We start from the raw sequence: 18,319 nt of genomic DNA on the forward strand, positions 1-18,319 counted from the left end.
GTCACTGCATGCCGTCCAGGCCGTCGAGGAGGTGGTCCTTGCATGCCTGACGGGCCTGCTTGTAGGCCGGCGAGCGGGGATCGATCTGGGGCGATGCGGGGTTGGGGTCACCGCCCGGCATCACGTTGCCGCCGGACAAAGTGGGGTTGGTGAACTTCGAGACGCCGTTGTCCCGCATGCACTTCGCGTGTGCCAGCATCGACTCGTAGTCCTTCTGGGCATCACGCTTCGGCTCCAGCATCATCGCCGCGTTCCTCTCGGTGCCGCAGGCGTCGTTTTCCTTACCGCCTCCCTTCACCGGGTGGGTGCCGGTCTTCTCCGTGATCTCCTCGATCGCCGACCAGTCGAGATGGCCGCTGAGCTTCGGGTCGGGGAAGTCCTTGACGCCGCCCTTGCCGCGCATGCACTGCACGTACGCCATCTGCGCGTCGTAGAAGGCGCCCTTGCCACCCGTCCCCGGCTGTCGGGGCGGTTCGGAGCCGGCCCCTGAGCCGGCGGACGGGGTCGAACCGTCATGGGCAGGGATGCCGGGTGCGGATGCGATGCCCTCGTCCTGGGCCCCGCCGGCGTTCCCGCCACAGGCAACACACAGAGCAAGGACGGGGGCGACCACGAGCGCCATCAGCCGCGGCCGGCGGGCGCGGGAAGTGCTGGGAAGGTTCATGCCGGAGAAGTTCGTCGCCCCAGATGATGAACCCTGAATGAGCACATGATGAGCACGTAACAAAGCGCGCCTGCCATGGATTCGTTATCGAACGAGGGCCGAGCCGGCTCAAACCGATGCCCATACTGGTCCGCATGCCCCATGTGCTGCTCATCGAGGACGACCCATCCGTACGCGACGGGATGGAACTCGTGCTGCGCCGGCACACCTACGACGTGACCGTGGCCGCCACCGGTGAGGAGGCACTCACCCTGCTGGACAGCCGCGAGGGAGCGCCGGTCGAGCTGGCGGTCGTCGACCTCATGCTTCCCGGAATCGACGGCTTCGAAGTGTGCCGCCGCATCCGCGCCCGCAGCACCATGCCGCTCATCATGCTCACCGCGCGCGGCGACGACCAGGACATCATCACCGGTCTCGAAGCGGGCGCCGACGACTACGTGGTCAAGCCGGTCACATCGGGTGTGCTCGAAGCCCGGATCAGGGCTGCCCTGCGCCGCGCTGAGCCGGCGCCCGGCGCGGGTCCCGGCGAGGAGCACGCGGGGCTCGTCCTCGACCGGGCCGCACTGAGCGTCACCAAGCAAGGCACACCGATCGCCCTGCCGCCCATGGAACTGCGGCTGCTCCTGGAACTGTCCGCCGCCCCCGGCCGGGTCTTCAGCCGTGAACAGCTGCTCGAAACGGTCTGGGACCACGACTACCTGGGTGACTCACGCCTCGTGGACGCCGCCGTCAGCCGACTGCGTACCAAGATCGAGGACCGGCCCGCCCAGCCCCGGTACGTCCAGACCGTGCGCGGCTTCGGCTACCGGTTCGGCCCGCTGTGAGTATCCGTTGAGGCGCCTGCGGCGGCGGACGCGCGGCCTGCGCACCCGGCTCGTCCTCACCTTCGCCCTCGTCTCCCTGATCAGCGCGGTGACAGCGACAGCTCTGGCATATCGCGAGGCCCGCAGCGCCGTGCTCGAACGCGCCCAGGACGCGATACAGACAGACTTCCGAAACCGGGTCGGCGAGGTCGCGGCCGACATGGTGATGCCACCCGGCCAGAGCACGCTCGACCGTTTCACGGAAGACGTCTCGCAACGGATCTCCGCGGCCCGGCCGAACGGATCCCTCGTGGTCGCCCACTACCGCGACCTGCGGGCCACGTCCGACACCCTCGCGGACCGGACACGCATCACGCCCGAACTACGTGCCACGGTCCGCGAGACCGGCCGGATGAGCTTCCAGCGCGTGACCTGGCGTGGAGAGGCCTTCCTTGTCGTCGGTACGCCCGTCGCCTTCGACGACGGGCGTACCTCCGAGCTTGACGTCTTCACCATCGCCTCGCTCAGGAACGAGGAGGAGGACATCTCCGAACTGCTGGCCACCGTCCGGGCCGGCCTCGTACCGGTCGTGCTCCTGGCGGCGGTCCTGGCGCTGCTCGCAGCCGCTACCGTGCTGCGTCCGGTCCGGGAGCTGAGCAGAGCCACCCGGCAGCTCGCCGCAGGCGATCTCTCCATCCGTGTCGCGGTCAAGGGGCGAGATGAGCTCGCCGAACTCGCCGACAGCTTCAACCACACCGCCGACAGTCTGCAGGCGTCCGTGGCGGAGCTCCGCGACCAGGAAGAGCGGGCCAGACGCTTCGTCGCCGATGTCTCACACGAGCTGCGCACTCCACTGGCCGCGATGACGATGATGTCGACCGTGCTGGACGAGGACGCCGATCAGTTGCCGCCCGACTCCGCCAAGGCGGCGCGCACCGTCAGCGCCGAGACCGCGCAGCTCTCGCGGCTCGTCCAGGACCTCATCGAGATCTCCCGCTTCGACGCGAAGGCCGCCCGGCTCAACCTCACCGAAACCGACCTCGGTGAGGCCATCCGTTCCGCACTCGCCCGGCGCGGTTGGACAGACGAGGTACGCACCGACCTCTCCCAGGCCGTACAGGCGTCGGTCGACCGCCGCCGTATCGATGTCGTCGTGGCGAACCTGGTCGGCAACGCACTGCGGCACGGGGCGCCGCCCGTCGACGTGGTGCTCCGCGCGACGGGCGACGAGATCACCGTCGAGGTCTCGGACCACGGACCTGGCATGTCGCCGGACTCCCTGGCGCGCGTCTTCGACCGCTTCTACAAGTCCGACACCTCCCGCACACGGTCCGAGGGCAGCGGCCTGGGCACGGCCATCGCCCTGGAGAACGCCCGCCTCCACGACGGCACCATCGAGGCGGCCAACCGGCCGGACGGCGGCGCGACCTTCACCCTGCGGCTGCCGCGCCACCCCGCGCGGGGGGCGCGATGAGGCCGGCGCGGCGGTGGGCCGCCGCCGTGCTGCTCGTGGCCGCCCTCGCCGGATGCGGAGTCCGGCCGACCGAAGTGATCGACGCAGGCGAACCCGCATCCGGGCTCAGCACCGGCCTGCGGATCTACTTCGCATCCGACAAGGGGCTGCGTGCAGTCCCCCGCCACAACAAGCTGAAGGATCTCAATTCCGTCATCAAGCTGCTGACCGCCGGCCCGAACACAGCCGAACAGACCAGCGGGCTACTCAGCCTGGTGGAGCCACCAGGCTCCTACGACGCCGTCGGCAACGGCACCAAAGTCATGCTCGCCATGCCGGGCGCACACCTCACGCCCGATAACCACCTACTCAGCGGACAACTGGTGTGCAGCCTGGCCCACGCCCAGTCCATGCTCAACCCGAAGGTCCACCCGGACGACGTCCAGGTGACCCTCACATCCGACGGCGCGCCGCTCGGCCCGTACCGGTGCTCGTACTTCCTTGACGGCTGACACACCTCTTCCAAGATCGGCGCCTGGCTGCCTCCTGCCGAGCTCCGTGCGTGGTGCAGCCGACCGTACGGCCGACTCGGCCGCGCGCTGGGGCGGCGCCCACGGAATGCACACCGGTTCCCGGCATGACCCGCACCCGCGGCGTGTGGTTCTACTCCGGCGCCCCGGGCAGCCAGCGGCACGATGTGCGGGGCCCGCCGCTCTGCCCAGGTGCGCGTGGTCCCTGCTCGCTCGTCGCCACGAACGGATGCCGGCCCCGGTCGCCGGAGTGATGACGGCGGCCTAGCGTTGAAGTGCCCCGGGTGCGCCCCAGCCGACGACCGACGAATCGCATGCCGCCAGACGACCGATGACACGGCCTCCTGTCCGGCCATCCGATCGGATCCCGAGTCGGCGGCAGGGCTCTGTCGTGACAGCCCATGCACAGACATCACCGGCTCTCTGGCCGGTCGGTGGGACGGAGAACCGGAATGGTGCAGTCGTCGTGGAGTGAGTACCGGCCGGGGCAGCGGTTCCCGGGGGTGATCGGGCGGACGACCGATGCGTCGAGTCCGGCGTGGCCGCAGCCGGTGCGGGCGGTGGCGGGTGCGCCGAACGTGCTGTTCCTCGTGTTCGACGACACGGGGTTCGGCCAGTTCGGCTGCTACGGCAGTCCGATCGAGACGCCGAATCTGGACGCGCTGGCCGCGGGCGGGCTGCTGTACAGCAACATGCACACCACCGCGTTGTGCTCGCCGTCGCGGTCCTGCATCATCACGGGCCGCAACCACCACGCCAACGGTATGGCGGCGATCACGGAGCTGGCCACCGGCTATCCGGGCTACGACGGTCAGATCCCGTTCGAGAACGGGTTCCTGTCGGAGATGCTGTTGCAGCACGGCTACAACACGTACATGGTCGGCAAGTGGCACCTGATGCCCTCGGAGCAGGAGTCGGCGGCGGGCCCGTACGACCGGTGGCCGCTGGGGCGGGGCTTCGAGCGGTTCTACGGGTTCCTGGGCGGGGACACGAGCCAGTGGTATCCGGACCTCGTCCACGACAACCACCAGGTCGAGCCGCCGGCCACGCCGGAGGAGGGCTACCACCTGACGGAGGACCTGGTCGGGCGGGCGATGTCGTTCATCGCCGACGCCAAGCAGGTCGCCCCGGACAAGCCGTTCTTCCTGAGCCTGTGCCCCGGTGCGACGCATGCCCCGCACCATGTGCCGAAGGAGTGGGCGGACCGCTACCGGGGACGGTTCGACGACGGCTGGGACGCCTATCGCGAGCAGACCTTCGCCCGGCAGAAGCAGCTGGGCGTGGTGCCCGCAGACGCGCGGCTGTCCCCGCGCGATCCGGACGTGCCCGCGTGGGAGTCGCTGTCCCCCGAGGCGAGGAGCCTGGCCGCGCGGATGATGGAGGTCTACGCCGGGTTCCTCTCCCACACCGACCACCACATCGGGCGGCTGGTGGACTTCCTGAAGGAGACCGGCGAGTTCGACAACACGCTGATCATGGTGGTCTCCGACAACGGGGCGAGCGCCGAGGGCGGGGTGACCGGCACCACCAACGAGGTGCAGTTCTTCAACAACGCGCCCGAGACGCTGGAGGAGAGCCTGGCGCGGATCGACGAGATCGGCGGCCCGGCGACGTTCAACCACTACCCGTGGGGCTGGACGTGGGCGGGCAACACGCCGTTCCGGCGGTGGAAGCGGGAGACCTACCGCGGCGGCGTCAGCGACCCGTTCCTCGTCCACTGGCCCGACGGCATCCGGGCCCGGGGTGAGATCCGCGACCAGTTCGCGCACATCATCGACATGGTCCCCACCGTCCTCGACGTGCTCGGCATCGAGGCGCCCACGACCATTCGCGGTGTCACCCAGTCGCCCCTGCACGGGGTCAGCTTCGCGCACACCTTCGACGACGCCGGCGCGGCGAGCCGCCACCGCACCCAGTACTACGAGATGCTCGGACACCGGGCGATCGACCACGACGGGTGGCGGGCGGTCTGCCCCTGGCCCGGCCCCTCATTCGAGGAAGCCGAGCGGCCGTTCGGCACTCCGATCACCATGGCGGACCTCGACGAACTCGACGCCCACCACTGGGAGCTCTACCACGTCGACGAGGACATCGCCGAGACCCGGAACCTCGCCCAGGAGCACCGCAGCAAGCTGATCGAGATGATCGCGCTGTGGTACGCGGAGGCGGGCAGGTACAACGTGATGCCGATCGACGGCAGCGTCCTGCAGCGACTGATGACCGAGCGCCCGCAGATCACCGAGGACCGCACCAGCTACACCCTCCGCCCCGGCACCCAGGTCCTGCCGGCCGCGGTCGCGCCCCGGGTCCTCAACCGCCCACACAGCGTCACCGCCGACGTCGAGATCCCGCCCGGCGGCGCGCAGGGCGTCCTGCTCTGCCAGGGCACCAACTCCGGCGGCTGGTCCCTCTACGTCAAGGACGGCCACCTCCACTACGCCCACAACTACGTCCAGCGGGCCCTGCACCACGTGATCTCCGGCGAGGGCGTGCCCGAGGGGCGGCACGCGCTGCGTTTCGAGTTCGAGCCCACCGGCGCCCCGGACATCGCCCACGGCAAGGGCGCACCCGGCCGCGCCCAGCTCTACATCGACGGCCGCCTGGTCGGCGAGAGCGACATGCCGGTCACCACCCCGATCGCCTTCAATCCGGGCGGCATGGCCTGCGGTGCCAACCCCGGCTCGGCCATCACCCCCGACTACCAGGCACCGTTCCGCTTCACCGGCACTCTGCACGGCGTCACCGTCGACCTGTCCGGCGACCTCATCGTCGACGCCGAGAGCGAGATGCGCATGCACATGGCCCGCCAGTAGGCATCTGTCCGGCAGAGGGCAGCCTCAGCTGCGTGCGCGGCCCGATATGACCGCCTGGCGGGCAGGTGGGAGAATTTCAGTATCACGGGTAAAGCGCGCGTATGTGTGCGTCCATCCCGATACAGGACAGCAGGTCAGGTCATGACCAAGCAACCGAAGCGGTCCCAGCCCCGCGATGGTGAGGGCATCAGCCGGCACAAGGAAGCCAAGCAACACGGCTGGTCACCGGATGTGGACGAGACCACTCAGCAGGAGAACCCGAGCGCCCACCGCTCCTTCGACCCGGACAAGTACGCCCCCGCCAAGGGTCCCGGCAGGACGGTCTCCAAGGAAGAAGCGGGCAACCCCCACGGCAGCCCCTCCCAGAGCAGAGGCGCCCGCGGGGAGGGCCAGAGCAAGGGCTCCGGCGGCAAGGGCATGCACGACCTCGGCCCGCGAGGCCGCTCACAACGCCCCAGCGGAACCAAGGACGCCTCCGCCTCCACGGGTGTGGACCCCCAGGACCCGCCCGGCAGCCGCAGCGCCGGATAGCGCGCTCACAGGCGCCGTCGCGGATTCAATCGCGCCCCTGCTCGCCGACCATGGTCGGCAGGGCCTGAGGCCGATGCGATCACATCACGCGTGGCCGCGCTGAGTGCATGAAGGCTCGGCCCCCGACAGGGGCCGGGGCCTTCTCATGTCACGCGGTGCCGCGGAGTGTGTCGTTCCGAATGCCGCATCTTTCTCGGCGCCGTACATCCGCGGATCGAGCGGTCCGGGCTCTCCCCCGTCTCGGCAGCACCTCCCGAGGACCTCTACCCCTCGTTCATCTTTTCTGCGTCTCTGCTTCACCGGTCCGTGGAGCACCCAGCGCTCAGCGCCGTGAATGTCATGCGCGCAGCCACGGCCGCGGGGTCGATTGTCGGCCACGCGTGAGGTCCGGGCGAAGGGGGCGGCTGTCGTGTCTCGGCCACGGTTTCTGTTTGTCTCATGGGTGGACGTCGAAAGACGCCAGGCGCCGCACGAGTGGACGCCGGGCGCCGTCGGCGCCGAAGCCGTGACCTGGCGGCTCGTCGGTGCCAACAACCACGAGCTCGGGCGCGGCCCCGATCTCCACCGCGGCCACTCGGCCTGCTGCGCCGCCGTCGTGCGGCTGCGCGACGGGCTCGACCGCGCGGTCCCGCTCGTCTCCATGGCCGCCACCACCGGGGCCTGGACCTGGCAACTCGCCCTGGACGAGCACCGCGTCGCGGTCGCCTCCCGTTCCTTCCGGCGCCAGCGCGAGTGCCGCCACAGCCTCCAGCTCTTCCTCGCCGCCGCCGCCGAGGGCCGGCTCGCCACGAGCGTGACGTACACCCGGCGGCTGCGTGGTCTGCGGCTGCCCGACGCCGTGCAGGGGAACGCCTCGTGAGCACCGTCACCACCGTCGACACGGACCTCGACGTGCCGCGCGCCAGGTCCAAGGCCGGCGATCCCGCCGACCGGCTCTTCCGCGGCGGCGCACGCGGCGCCGGCGGCATCGTCCTCGTCACCATGACCCTGGTCGGCGTCTTCCTCGGCGTCCGCGCGGCCCAGGCGCTCGGCGAGGCCGGCTGGTCGTTCGCCACCACCGCGGCGTGGGAGCCCGACTCCCACCACTTCGGCATCGCCGCCGTACTGCCCGGCACCCTGCTCATCGGCGTCACCGCCATCGTCTTCGCCCTGCCGCTCGCGCTCGGCACGGCTCTCTACATCACCGAGTACGCGCCGCGCAGGCTGCGCCGGACGCTGGTCAGCCTCGTCGACCTGATGGCCGCCGTGCCCAGCGTGGTCTACGGGCTGTGGGGCTTCTTCTTCCTCCAGCCCCAGATCACCGGCCTGGCCCGCTTCCTCTCCACGTACTTCGGGTGGATCCCGATCTTCACGGTGGACGGTGCCGATCCGCGCGACCCCCTCGCGCCCGCGACCGTCTACACCTCCTCCACCTTCATCGCCGGCATCGTCGTGGCGCTGATGGTCACCCCGATCGCCTGCTCGGTGATGCGCGAGGCGTTCGCGCAGGCCCCGCCCGGCGAACGAGAGGGGGCCTTCGCGCTCGGCGCGAGCCAGTGGGGTGTCATCCGCACCGTCGTCCTGCCCTTCGGGAAGGGCGGCATCATCGGCGGGACCATGCTGGGGCTCGGCCGGGCGCTCGGCGAGACCATCGCCGTCGTCATGATCATCTCGCCGGTCTTCTTCTTCCAGCCGCACATCCTGGAGAACGGCGCCAACTCCGTCTCCGCGCTGATCGCCCTGCGCTACGGAGCAGCCAGCCCGCTCGGCATGTCCGCGTTGATGGCGGCCGGCCTCTCGCTCTTCCTGATGACCCTCGTCGTCAACTTCATCGCCTCCTCCGTCGTCGCGCGGAGCCGGTCAGGAACGGGAGCCGAGGCATGACCACGACCACCACGGACACCCTCAAGACCCAGGCGGTCACGACCCTCACGGTCACGCCCGACGTCGTCCCCGACGGCCCCGGCGCACCCGCCGAGACCCGGCGCGCGACCTCCACGCTGCACGCCCGCGACGTCTTCGCCCTGCTCGGATCGGGCGCCGCGGCCGTGGCCGTGACCGCCGTGCTCTTCGGCCGCGTGCTGCCCTGGAACGCCCCACTGGGCTTCACCGTCGTCGCGTACCTGGCCTTCACCGCGCTCTACGCCGTCCTGGTCTCCCTCGACGAGAACGGCGCCACGGTCAGGGCGCGGCTCGCGCAGACGCTCGTCCACGCCCTGGCGGGACTGCTCCTCGCGGCGCTGCTCTTCATCGTGGGCTACGCCCTGTGGCGCGGCCACGAGGCGCTGCCGCACCTGAACTTCTTCACCGAGGACATGTCCGGCACCGGACCCCTCCAGCCCATCACCGAGGGAGGGATGCTGCACGCCATCGTCGGCACCCTCCAGCAGATCGGCATCTCGCTGCTGATCACGGTGCCGTTGGGTCTTGCCTGCGCGGTCTTCCTGAACGAGGTGCCGGGACGGTACGCCCGGTTCGTACGGACCATCGTGGAGGCGATGACCGCGCTGCCGTCCATCGTGGCCGGCCTGTTCATCTACGCCACCGCCATCCTCGCCCTGGGCCTGGACAAGTCCGGCTTCGCCGCCGCCCTCGCGCTGTCGGTGATGATGCTGCCGATCATCATCCGGGCCGCCGACGTGGTCATCCGGCTGGTGCCGAGCTCGCTCCGGGAAGCCTCGTACGCACTGGGCGCCGGGCAGTGGCGCACGGTGTGGACGGTCGTGCTGCCCACCGCCCGCTCGGGCCTCACGACCGCCGTGATCCTCGGCACCGCGCGCGGCATCGGCGAGACCTCCCCGGTGCTGCTGACCTCGGGCGCCGCGACGGGCCTCAACCTCAACCCCTTCGACGGGCCGCAGACCTCGCTGCCGCTGGCCACCTTCACCCTGGTCGCCTCGCCCGAGAAGACCATGATCGTCCGCGGGTTCGGCTGCGCGGCGCTGCTCATGGCGCTGGTCCTGCTGCTCTTCCTCCTCGCCCGGGTCATCGGCGGCCGCGGCCCCGGCCAGCTCAGCCGCGGCCAGCAGCGCCGCCGGGCCGCCGCATCGCTCCGTGACCTGGAGCGGATGGGGTCCCGGGGCCACCACGGAGCCCTTGAGGACGGCACGGGTGCGGACGGTACGAGTCAGGTCCACCCCGCACCCCCGCCACCACCGGCCGGCTGACGGTCCGCCGCCCGCCCACACGCTCCCGTACGACGTGCCTCGTACGAACCCGCTCGACCGCTCGACCCGCACCACCCGCCACCGATCAGGAGACCCTCGATGTCCGGACGCCCACCGGCATTCCCCGCGCGCGTGCTGCGGCGCACCCTGGCCGTGCTCGTCACCGCCCTCGCGCTCGTGGTGCCCGTCGCGCCGCCCGCCGCCGCAGAGAGCTACGTACCGGTCTCCGGCGCGGGCTCCACCTGGAGCCAGAACGCCCTCGACCAGTGGCGGGCCAACGTCAAGCAGTACGGGATGACGGTCAACTACAACGGCACCGGCTCCTCCGACGGACGCAACCAGTTCCGCAACGGCACCGTCGACTTCGCCGTCTCCGAGATCCCGTACGGCATCAACGACTCCGGTGTCGCCGACCCGCCGCCCTCGCGGAAGTTCAGCTACATGCCGATCGTCGCGGGCGGCACGGCCTTCATGTACAACCTGCGGATCGGCAACCGCCGGGTGACCAACCTGCGGCTCTCCGGCGAGAACGTCGCCAAGATCTTCACCGGCGTCATCACGATGTGGAACGACCCGGCCCTCAAGGCCGACAATCCGAGCCTCGCCGCGAGCCTCCCCGCCCGCAGGATCGTCCCCGTGGTCCGCTCCGACGGCTCGGGCACGACGGCCCAGCTGACCACCTGGCTGAGCAAGAAGCACGCCGGCCTGTGGGACGCGTACTGCGGCAGGGCGGGCCGCCGCACGCCCTGCGGGCCCACGTCCAACTACCCCGTCATCGGCGGCAAGGGCTTCGTCGGCCAGTCCGGCTCCAACGGGGTCTCCGGCTACGTCGCCCAGGACGGCAACCAGGGCACGATCACCTACGTCGAGTACTCGTACGCGGTCTCCACCACCGGCTTCCCGGTGGCCAAGATCCTCAACGAGGCGGGCTACTACACCGAGCCCACCGCCCAGAACGTGGCGGTCTCGCTCACCAAGGCGGGCATCAACGCCGACCTCACCCAGCGGCTCGACGAGGTCTACAACAGCGCCGACCCGCGCACCTACCCGCTCTCCAGCTACAGCTACATGATCATCCCGACCGCGCTGGAGTCGAACTTCAACCCCCAGAAGGGCAAGTCCCTCGGGGCGTTCGCCACGTACTTCCTGTGCCAGGGGCAGCAGTCGGTGGACCGGCTCGGCTACTCGCCGCTGCCCATCAACCTGGTCCAGGCGGGCATGACCCAGATCCGTCGCATTCCCGGCGTGGTCGCCGGGAGCGTCGACATCAAGAAGTGCAAGAACCCGACCTTCTCCAGCGACGGCACCAACACCCTGGCCAAGACGGCTCCGCAGCCGCCCGCCTGCGACCGCAAGGGCGCCACCCAGTGCGACATCGGCACCGGCGGCAACAAGACCCCCACCAAGACGGGGGGTTCCTCCGGCGGGACCGGCGGCAGCGGCGGCGGTGGGACCGGCGGGGGTTCCGGCGGTACGACGACGGGCGGTGCGACCGGGGGAGCCACCGGCGGTGCGACCGGCGGCTCCACGGGCACGACGGGCACGGGCGGAGCCGGTACGACCGGCGGCACGGGCGGGGCCACGGGCGGCGCGCTCGACCCCGACACCGGGCAGCCCATCGCCGCGGGTGACGCCGGCGGCTCCGGCGGCGGCGAGCTGTACGGCGTCTCCGTGACCACCGCCTCCGGCCTGGGCGGAGGGCTCCAGACCGCCCTGATGGCCCTCGGCGCCCTGCTCTTCCTCGCCGTCACCGTGGGCCCGCCGCTGCTGCACCGGCGCCTGGCCGTCCGCCGCGCGGGGGAGGAGTCCCGATGACCGGCGCCCGTACCAGCACCCGTTCCCGTCTGCGCGCGCTCCTGGGCACCCTCTGCCTCGCCCTGGTCCCCGTCGTCGCCACCGTCGGCACCGGCCTGGACCCGGCCGCCACACCCGCGTACGCCGCGACCGGCGACGGCTCGCAGGTCACCGTCTCGGGCACCGGCGCGTTCGCCGAGCTGAAGATCACCGTCAGTCAGACCCGTAACCTCGTCAACCAGGTCGTCAGGGTCACCTGGACCGGCGGCGCGCCCACCGTCTCCGACACCGCGTACGCCGCCGACTACCTCCAGATCATGCAGTGCTGGGGCGACGAGCGCGGCCCCGGGACCGACCAGTGCCAGTTCGGCGGCACCTCCGCCCTCGGCGCGGGCGCCGGCAACCAGGCCGCCGGCGCGTACACGAACAGCCGGCAGCTCAACTACGGCGCCCATCTCAAGGACTCCGAGAACCAGCCGCTGCCCCCGCCCGGCCCCAGCGGCATCTCGTACGCGCCCTTCCGCTCGGTCACCGGCGACGAGGTCAGCCCGGGCAACTGGAACGAGTTCTTCGACGTCAACAGCACCAACGAGATCCCGTACGCCCGCACCAACGCCCGCGGCGCGGGCGAGGTCTACTTCGAGGCCCAGACCGGCGTCGAGGCCCCCGGCCTAGGCTGCGGCGACGCGATCGAGAAGCAGGGCACGGTCACCGGCCGCGGCTGCTGGCTGGTGATCGTCCCGCGCGGCACCACCGAGGTCGACGGCACTCCGTACACCGACCAGTCGAGCGGCCAGCTGCAGTCCTCCCCGCTCAGCCCGGCCAACTGGAAGCACCGCATCACCGTCCCGCTCGGCTTCGAGCCCATCGGCAGCCACTGCCCGATCGGCGCGGAGGAACGCGGCACCCTGGGCAGCGAGATGGCCGCCGAGGCCGTCACCCGGTGGCAGCCGGCCCTCTGCCGGACCGGCGCCAAGGCCATCTACGGCTACGCCCAGGTCCCCGACGAGACCGCGCGCGTCAAGCTGCTGTCGGGCAAGCCCGGCCTGGTCTTCGTCGGCCGCCCCGCACCGGCCGCCACGGACCGCGAGGCGCACCGCAAGCCCGTGTACGCACCGGTGGCGCTCTCCGGCATCACCATCGGCTACTTCATCGAGAGCCAGGCGTCCTTCCGCGCCCCCGACGAGGTCAAGCAGCGCAACGGCACCCGGATGGGGAGCCTGCGGCTGACCCCGCGGCTGGTCGCCAAGCTCCTGACGGAGTCCTACCGCGACGGCGTCTCGCGCTTCGCCGAGAGCGTCGCGAAGAACCCCGAGAACCTCGGCCGCGACCCGGAGTTCATCCGCCACAACCCCGGCTACGCCGACCTGGACTTCGGCGGCAAGCTCGGCGACGCCCTCGTCCCGCAGCCGCTCGCCGACACCACCCGGCAGCTGTGGGAGTGGGTGGCCCAGGACCCCGCCGCCGCGGAGTTCCTGAAGGGGACCCCCGACAACACGGGTGCCCACGGGAACGCGGGGAACGCGGGGATGATCGTGAACCCGCACTACAAGAACATCGCTCTGCCGCTGGACGCCTTCCCCAAGAGCGACCCGTACTGCCAGCCCTTCGACGACCGGCCCGACTTCCCGCTCTGCATCCAGGACAAGAAGCCGTACGCCACCGACATGCACGCCGCCGCGCGCGCGGCCGGCCGCGGTGACACCCTGGCCCGTACCTCCTGGGACGCCACCGCCACCCCGCCCGCGTACAAGAAGGACCCGCCGCAGCCGGCCGGCCAGCGCGCCGTGCTCGCCGTGACCGACACCGCCACCGCCGAGCGGTACGGGCTGATGCGCGCCGAACTGCTCAACGCGGCCGGTCGGTTCACGGCCCCCGACGCGGCCTCCCTGACCGCCGCCGCGAACGCGCGCAAGCCCGGCGTCGACGGGGTGAGCGTGCCGGACCCCGGCAACAAGGACCCGGCCGCCTACCCGCTCACCGTCCTCACCTACGCCGCCACCGTCCCGGCCGACCTCACCGCCGCCGAGGGCCGCGACTACGGAACCCTGCTGACGTACGCGGCCGGCGCGGGCCAGACCCCAGGCGTCGCCTCCGGCACCCTGCCGCACGGTTACGCACCGCTGCCGCAGGCCCTGCGCGCGCAGACCCGGCAGGCCGCGCACCAGGTGACGACGCAGGCGGGCAAGACTCCGTCGACGTCCCGGCCCACCACGTCGACGGGCAGCGGCGGTACGTCCGGAGACACCGGCGCCGGCGGCTCCACCGGAACGACCGGCGGGTCCGCGACGGGATCGGGGACGGGGTCCGGCGGCGCGGCGGGGTCCGGCGGTACGCAGCCCTCGACGAGCCCGAGTCAGGCCGCCGCGCCGCCCGCGAACGGAAAGCCCTCCCCGGGTACGCCCGTCGCCTCGGCCGTCGGCGCACCGACACCCGGCTGGGCCGTCGGTCTCGTACGGCACGTGCTGCTCGTCTGTCTGATCGTCGGCGCGATCGCGGCCTTCGCGGGCCCGCTGCTGCCGAGATACCTGCCGCGTCTGCTGGCGGCCACACGCCACCGCCCAGGGAGGTGATGCCCGGAAACGTCTGACTCGTCCGCGCCAACGGAAGTCCTGCACACGCGCCCCGGGCACCACCCGGAGCGCAGCCTAGCTGAGGAGAACCCCCAGTGAACAAGAAGAAGACCGGCCTCGCGCTCGCCGCGGCGATGCTCGCGGCGGTCACGCTCGGCAGTGGCCTCGCCTCCGCCGACCCGGCCGGCCCCCCGCAGTTCCGCCAGCTCTCCGGCGTCGGCTCCGACACCACCCAGGACGTCATGAACGGCCTCGCCGACGTCGTCACGGTGAACGGGCAGAAGGTCATCGGCTCCTACGACGCCACGGGGTCCGCGAACATCACCACCAAGTCCGCGGCGACCAACCCCAACTGCACCATCCCCCGCCCCAACGGCTCGGGCGCCGGCCGCTCCGCGCTGCTGACCTCGCTCCAGGCCGGCAACGGGTGCCTCGACTTCGCCCGTTCCTCCTCGCTGAGCCTGGGCGCGGCCAACCCCGGCCTCACCTATGTGCCGTTCGCGATCGACGGTGTCAGCTACGCCATCACCCCCGGCTCGTCCATCCCGCGCAAGCTGACGCTGAACGACCTGAAGGCCATCTACCACTGCGACCCGAACTACGTGGGCAGCGGGCCGAACTACGACATGACCGTCTACCTGCCGCAGGCCGGCTCCGGCACCCGCAGCTTCTGGCAGTCGCAGATGGGCATCACCGAGGCCGACGTGGTCGCGGGCATCTACCCCTGCATCAAGGACAAGAAGGGCACCGCCCCGGTCCAGGAGCACGACGGCCGCGTCCTCGACGACAAGTCGATCGTGCCGTTCTCCATCGCGCAGTACCAGTCGCAGTCCTCGCAGACCATCGCCGACCTGCGCGGCCGCGCCATCCTCGGCACGATCGACGGACTGTCGCCGACCGTGCTGAACAGCGGCTTTGGCGTGAAGCGCGACGTCTACAACGTCATCCCGACCAGCAAGGTCGGCACCGCGCCGTGGAGCGACGTCTTCGTCGGCCCGAACTCCGGGATCTGCAAGCAGACCGCCGTGATCAACACCTACGGCTTCGCGACCAACCCGAACTGTGGCGACACCACCAAGCAGACCCCCTGATCAGGAGCTTCTCGTGCTGAAGAACAGATTCTCCCGGGCCCTCGCCCTCGGTGTCGCGGCCGTCACCACCGCCTTCGCGGCGGGCCTGGCCACCGCGGGCGCCGCGTACGCCGCCCCGATCGGCACCCTCGACATCACCCCGGCCACCGGCGCCGACACCAGCGGCATCTCCTTCACCACCTCGGGCGCCTGCCCGGCGAACGCCACCAACGTGCTGGTGAAGGTGGAGGGTTCCGGCTTCCCGGCCGGCGGCCTCAACGTGGTCGGCAACTCGCCGATCACCACCTACCCCACCGCGGGCAACGGCGGCATGGTCATCCCGCTGACGTCCACCATGCGCGACTACGCCTCCCAGGCGGGCTTCACCACCCTCCAGGGCAAGTACGACTTCACCGTCATCTGCCGGACCGCGTTCAACGGGACCAGCCTCGGTGACTTCACCGGCGCGATCTGGTTCACGTCCAACACCACCTACCAGGCCAACGACCCGGCGGTGAAGACGGACACCAGCACCTCGCTCGCCGTCACCCCGGCCGGTCCGGCCCAGGTCGGCACGGCCGTCACACTGACCGCCTCGGTCACCCCGTCCGGCGCCCCCGGCACCGTGCAGTTCAAGGACGGCTCCGCCGACCTCGGCACCCCGGTCACGGTGAACGGCGGCACCGCCGCGCTGACCACCAGCAATCTGACGGCCGGCACGCACGCGCTCACCGCCGTGTTCACCCCCTCCAACGCCTCGTACAACGGCTCGACCTCGTCGGCCGTCTCGTACCAGGTCACCCCCGCCGCGGCGACGCAGACCAGCACGGCGCTCGCGGTCTCCCCGGCGGCGAGCACCCCGCAGTACAGCCCGGTCACCCTGACCGGCACGGTCTCCCCGGCGGGCGCGGCGGGCTCGGTGAAGTTCACCGACACCGTCGGCGGCACCACCACCCCGCTCGGCACCGTCCCGGTCAGCAACGGCACCGCGGTCCTCACCACCTCCAGCCTGCCGGCCGGCCCGCACTCCTTCACCGCCGTCTTCGTCCCGGCCGACCCGGCCCGGTACACCGGCTCCGACTCCAACGCCATCCCGTACACAATCGGCGCGTTCGCCGGAGTGACGGCCTCGGAGACCATCACCACCACGGTCAACGCCGGCGCGCTCGTCATCAGCGTCGACAACCCGCAGGTCACCCTCCCCTCGCCGGTCCTGAACAACGACGGCGACCTGCTCACCACGGCCGGCGCCCTCAGCCCGGTGACCCTGACCGACACCCGCGCCGGCAACCCCGGCTGGACCGTCAGCGGCCAGGTCGCCGACTTCTCCGACGGCGCCACCCACACCATCAACGGCCAGAACCTCGGCTGGTCCCCGAAGGTCGTCGACAAGGCGCCCGCGCAGACGGTCACCCCCGGCTCCGCCGTCCCGGCGGCGTCCGGCGCGGCCCCCGGCGACGCGGGCACCGCGGGCCTGAAGGCCGCGCGCACCCTGGCCAACGGCACCGGTCTCGGCACCGCCCACATCGGCGCCGACCTGGCCCTCAACGTGCCGACCTCCACGGCGGCCGGCACGTACACCGCCACGCTCACCCTCACCGCCATCTGATCCAGGCGTGAGTTCCGGGGCGGAGCCGCGCCGCGCACGGCCCGCACACCCATGGCCACCGCGCACCGCGCGCCGGGGTTCCGCCCCGCCCCTGACTTCTGGAGAACCGTCATGACCGTTTCCCGCCTCGTCCGACGAGCAGGCTCCGTCGGCCTGTCGCTGTTCCTCGTCCTGTCGGCCTCGTCGCTGCTGCCGGGTGGCCCTGCCCTCGCCGCCGACGGCGGCAAGGCCGGCAAGAAGGCCGTCTTCGGTGTCCAGCCCGCCGGCCCGAAGAAGCCCGACCAGCGGCCCCACTTCTCGTACGGGGTCACCGGCGGCGCAGGCGTCCGCGACCAGATCGCCCTGTGGAACTACGGCTCCGAGCCGCTGACCCTCGCCGTCTACGCCAGCGACGCCGTCAACACCGTCGACGGCGGCTTCGACCTGCTCGCCGCCGACAAGAAGCCGACCGACGCGGGCAGTTGGATCAAGCTCGCCAAGAACAAGGTGACGGTGCCGCCCAAGGGCAACGTCATCGTCCCCTTCACCCTCACCGTGCCCCGCAACGTCACCCCCGGGGACCACACCGGAGGCATCGTCGCCTCGCTCTCCGGCACCGGCAAGGACGCCCGGGGCAATCAGGTCCGGCTCGACCAGCGGGTCGGCGCCCGTGTCTACCTACGGGTCGCCGGCGCGATCAAGCCCGAACTCACCGTGGAGAACGTCCGCGCCGAGTACCACGGCACCCTCAACCCCTTCGGGTCCGGCTCGGCCACCGTCACGTACACCGTGCGCAACACCGGCAACGTCCGGCTCGGCGCCCGCCAGGCCGTGCGCGTCAACGGTGTGTTCGGCTCCTCGATCACCGCCAAGGGCGCCCCGAACCTCGGCGAACTGCTCCCCGGGAACGCCCTGACCGTCACCGCGGAGGCCGGCGGCGTGCTGCCGCTGGTGCGCTCCTCGGCCGTCGTCTCCGTGCAGCCGGTCGCGACCCGGGACGGCGTCGACCCCCGACTGCCCTCGCTGACCCACTCGGTGTCGCTGTGGGCCGTGCCCTGGACCCTGCTCGCCCTGCTGCTGCTCGTCGTCGCGGGCTTCCTCCGTCGACGGCGCCGACGGCGCTCGGACCGACAGCGCTCGGACCGGGCCCCGCGGAACACCTCCGCGACCGCCGAGTCCTCCGAGACCCCCGAGTCCCCCGACAAGGAGCTCATCGTGCAGTTCACACGTCTCTCCCGGCGGACCGCGGCCGGTGCGGCCGCGGCCCCCCCGGGGGGGCGCCCCGCGGGGGGCGGCCCCACGGCATCGGTCTCGGCACCCTCGGCACCGCTCGCGGCCATCGCACACTCCCTCC

The 18,319-nt window shown here is 71.5% G+C and carries 14 protein-coding genes; 13 read left to right on the forward strand and 1 reads right to left on the reverse strand.

Annotation, left to right across the window (positions count from 1 at the left end; all coding sequences use genetic code 11):
• Nucleotide 1: 1 nt before the first annotated feature.
• Nucleotides 2–664 (reverse strand): hypothetical protein, encoded by a 663-nt coding sequence (locus ACFVZW_RS26340; protein WP_384525901.1) that lies wholly within the window; start codon nt 662–664, stop codon nt 2–4.
• A 134-nt stretch (nt 665–798) separates the two neighbouring features.
• Here ACFVZW_RS26340 and ACFVZW_RS26345 point away from each other — a divergent pair, with 134 nt between their 5' ends.
• The 13 genes from ACFVZW_RS26345 to ACFVZW_RS26405 all read left to right on the forward strand — a co-directional run.
• Nucleotides 799–1,488 (forward strand): response regulator, encoded by a 690-nt coding sequence (locus ACFVZW_RS26345; protein WP_384525904.1) that lies wholly within the window; start codon nt 799–801, stop codon nt 1,486–1,488.
• 7 nt (nt 1,489–1,495) lie between these two features.
• Entirely contained in the window at nt 1,496–2,941 is a 1,446-nt protein-coding gene (locus ACFVZW_RS26350; RefSeq protein ID WP_384525907.1) for an ATP-binding protein, read from the forward strand.
• 26 nt (nt 2,942–2,967) lie between these two features.
• Nucleotides 2,968–3,432 carry a hypothetical protein gene (locus tag ACFVZW_RS26355; RefSeq protein ID WP_384525910.1) on the forward strand — a complete coding sequence of 155 codons (465 nt, stop codon included), beginning with the start codon at nt 2,968–2,970 and terminating at the stop codon, nt 3,430–3,432.
• Between the two features lie 470 nt (nt 3,433–3,902).
• Nucleotides 3,903–6,263, forward strand: coding sequence for an arylsulfatase (locus tag ACFVZW_RS26360; RefSeq protein ID WP_384525913.1), 2,361 nt, complete (start codon nt 3,903–3,905; stop codon nt 6,261–6,263).
• 141 nt (nt 6,264–6,404) lie between these two features.
• Nucleotides 6,405–6,794: a hypothetical protein gene (locus tag ACFVZW_RS26365; RefSeq protein ID WP_384525916.1), complete on the forward strand. Its 390-nt coding sequence runs from the start codon at nt 6,405–6,407 to the stop codon at nt 6,792–6,794.
• Nucleotides 6,795–7,236: 442 nt separating this feature from the next.
• Entirely contained in the window at nt 7,237–7,653 is a 417-nt protein-coding gene (locus tag ACFVZW_RS26370) for a hypothetical protein (RefSeq protein ID WP_384525919.1), read from the forward strand.
• The gene (gene pstC / locus ACFVZW_RS26375; RefSeq protein WP_384525922.1) at nt 7,650–8,657 is read left to right on the forward strand and encodes a phosphate ABC transporter permease subunit PstC; all 1,008 of its coding nucleotides are present in this window, start codon (nt 7,650–7,652) and stop codon (nt 8,655–8,657) included. The genes ACFVZW_RS26370 and pstC overlap by 4 nt, the downstream gene beginning before the upstream one ends.
• Nucleotides 8,654–9,940, forward strand: coding sequence for a phosphate ABC transporter permease PstA (gene pstA / locus ACFVZW_RS26380; RefSeq protein ID WP_384525925.1), 1,287 nt, complete (start codon nt 8,654–8,656; stop codon nt 9,938–9,940). Before pstC ends, pstA begins: the two co-directional genes overlap by 4 nt.
• Nucleotides 9,941–10,039: 99 nt before the next feature.
• On the forward strand, nt 10,040–11,755 hold the full coding sequence (gene pstS, locus ACFVZW_RS26385; protein ID WP_384525928.1) for a phosphate ABC transporter substrate-binding protein PstS: 1,716 nt from the start codon (nt 10,040–10,042) through the stop codon (nt 11,753–11,755).
• Nucleotides 11,752–14,307, forward strand: a complete 2,556-nt coding sequence (locus ACFVZW_RS26390) for a hypothetical protein (protein WP_384525931.1) — start codon at nt 11,752–11,754, stop codon at nt 14,305–14,307. Before pstS ends, ACFVZW_RS26390 begins: the two co-directional genes overlap by 4 nt.
• A gap of 95 nt (nt 14,308–14,402) precedes the next feature.
• On the forward strand, nt 14,403–15,398 hold the full coding sequence (locus tag ACFVZW_RS26395; RefSeq protein WP_384525934.1) for a hypothetical protein: 996 nt from the start codon (nt 14,403–14,405) through the stop codon (nt 15,396–15,398).
• Between the two features lie 13 nt (nt 15,399–15,411).
• Entirely contained in the window at nt 15,412–16,986 is a 1,575-nt protein-coding gene (locus tag ACFVZW_RS26400; protein WP_384525937.1) for an Ig-like domain repeat protein, read from the forward strand.
• A 111-nt stretch (nt 16,987–17,097) separates the two neighbouring features.
• Nucleotides 17,098–18,319 (forward strand): WxL protein peptidoglycan domain-containing protein (locus tag ACFVZW_RS26405; protein WP_384525940.1); only part of this gene is annotated, 1,222 nt, incomplete at its 3' end.

The sequence above is a fragment of the Streptomyces sp. NPDC059567 genome, from assembly GCF_042735655.1.
Lineage (GTDB): Bacteria > Actinomycetota > Actinomycetes > Streptomycetales > Streptomycetaceae > Streptomyces.